Raw genomic sequence first — 2,120 nt, 5'->3', positions numbered from 1 at the left:
TGTTGATTGCTGCTGAGAAGTGACCCGGGGGAGCGTGTAATTTTCATTGAGAAGTGACCCATGTTTGAACCCGTCCCTGGCTGTGACGAGCGGGGGACCATGGAGTGTTGGACATGGCATTATTGAGCGTCATCCGGCGCTGGCATTACCGTGATCATCTATCGATCCGGGAGATCGCCAAGCGCACCGGTTTATCTCGCAACACCGTTCGTAAGTATCTGCGGTCTGGCACCGTGGAGCCGCGGTTCAAGACGCCTGAGCGTCCAAGCAAGTTGGACCCGTTTGTTGAGCGTCTGACCGCTTGGCTGAGGCGTGAGCTGGGCCGGCCGCGCAAGCAGAAGCGCACGATCAAGCAGCTGCATGCCGATCTGGTCAGCCTGGGCTTCGATGGTTCCTATGAACGCGTGGCCGCCTTCGCCCGGAGTTGGCGCGATGATTATCGCCGCCAGCAGCAGATGAGTGGCCGGGGCACCTTCGTGCCATTGTCGTTCGCGCCGGGCGAGGCGTTCCAGTTCGACTGGAGCGAGGACTGGGCGATCATCGATGGGTTGCGCACCAAGCTGCAGGTGGCGCACTTCAAGCTCAGCTATAGCCGGGCCTTCTTCGTGCGGGCCTATCTCCTTCAGACCCACGAGATGCTGTTCGATGCCCATAATCACGCGTTCCGCGTGCTGGGCGGCGTGCCGCGCCGGGGCATCTACGACAACATGCGCACCGCGGTCGACAAGGTCGGGCGTGGCAAGGACCGGACCGTCAACGCCCGCTTCCTGACCATGGTCAGTCATTATCTGTTCGAGGCCGAGTTCTGTAATCCGGCCGCGGGTTGGGAGAAGGGGCAGGTCGAGAAGAACGTCCAGGATGCCCGTCATCGGCTGTGGCAGCCGGTGCCACAGGTCGAGAGCCTGGCGGCGCTCAACCTCTGGCTGGAGGAGCGCTGCAAGGCGCTGTGGCAGGATATCCCGCATGGGATCGAGCTGGGCTCGGTCGCCGATGCCTGGAGAGATGAGGTGGCGAGCCTGATGCCGATGGGTCGGCCGTTCGACGGCTTCGTCGAGTATGGCAAGCGGGTATCCCCAACTTGCCTCGTCCATCTGGACCGCAACCGCTACAGCGTGCCGGCGTCGTTCGCCAACCGGCCGGTCAGTCTGCGGGTCTATCCCGACCGCTTCGTGGTGGTCGCAGAGGGGCAGGTCATATGCGAGCATCAGCGGATCATCGAGCGATCCCATGATGGTCCGGGGCGCACTGTCTATGACTGGCGCCATTATCTGGCGGTGGTCCAGCGCAAGCCCGGGGCTCTCCGCAACGGAGCACCGTTCCTTGAGCTGCCCGACCCGTTCCAGCGGCTACAGCGCCACCTGCTGCGCTCTCCCGGCGGTGACAGGGAGATGGTCGAGATCCTGGCCCTGGTCCTGCATCATGACGAACAGGCAGTGCTGAGCGCGGTCACCATGGCGCTGGAAGCCGGCGTTCCGACCAAGACTCACATCCTCAACCTGCTGCACCGCCTGCTCGACGGCAAGCCGCTAACGACGCCACCTGTGACCGCGCCCCAGGCGCTGAGGCTGATCAGTGAGCCCATGGCCAACGTGGAGCGCTATGATGCCCTGCGTCGGGAGAACCGCCATGCGTCATGATCCCGCCAGCGGCGCCATCATCGTCATGCTGCGCAGCCTCAAGATGCATGGCATGGCACAGGCCGTCACCGATCTCATGGAGCAAGGCGCCCCGGCGTTCGATGCGGCGGTTCCTATCCTGTCGCAGCTCCTCAAGGCAGAGACCGCCGAGCGAGAGGTGCGATCGGTCTCCTATCAGCTCAAGGCAGCCCGGTTCCCGGCCTATCGCGACCTGGCCGGCTTCGACTTCGCCAGCAGTGAGATCAACGAGGCGCTGGTGCGCCAGCTGCATCGGTGTGAGTTTATGGATGTGGCCGACAATATCGTGCTGGTCGGCGGTCCGGGCACCGGCAAGACCCACATCGCCACTGCGCTTGGCGTTCAGGCGATCGAGCATCATCGCAAGCGCGTGCGGTTCTTCTCCACGGTCGAGCTGGTCAACGCCCTCGAACAGGAGAAGGCACAGGGCAAGGCTGGGCAGATCGCCGGCAGGCTCGCCCACTC

The 2,120-nt window shown here is 63.7% G+C and carries 2 protein-coding genes; both read left to right on the top strand.

The genetic code is table 11. The features are described 5' to 3' along the window. Positions 1-113: 113 nt before the first annotated feature. Positions 114-1,637, top strand: coding sequence for an IS21 family transposase (gene istA / locus D8676_RS26530; protein WP_121584105.1), 1,524 nt, complete (start codon positions 114-116; stop codon positions 1,635-1,637). Beyond that, the coding region (locus D8676_RS26525; protein ID WP_183097267.1) for an ATP-binding protein at positions 1,627-2,120 on the top strand (494 nt) is incomplete at its 3' end. The genes istA and D8676_RS26525, both read left to right, overlap by 11 nt.

It is taken from the genome of Mesorhizobium sp. YM1C-6-2, from assembly GCF_003666685.1.
Taxonomy (GTDB): domain Bacteria; phylum Pseudomonadota; class Alphaproteobacteria; order Rhizobiales; family Rhizobiaceae; genus Mesorhizobium_K.
Note: the sequence above shows the minus strand (reverse complement) of the source record. Positions and strands in the feature narration are given on the sequence as shown.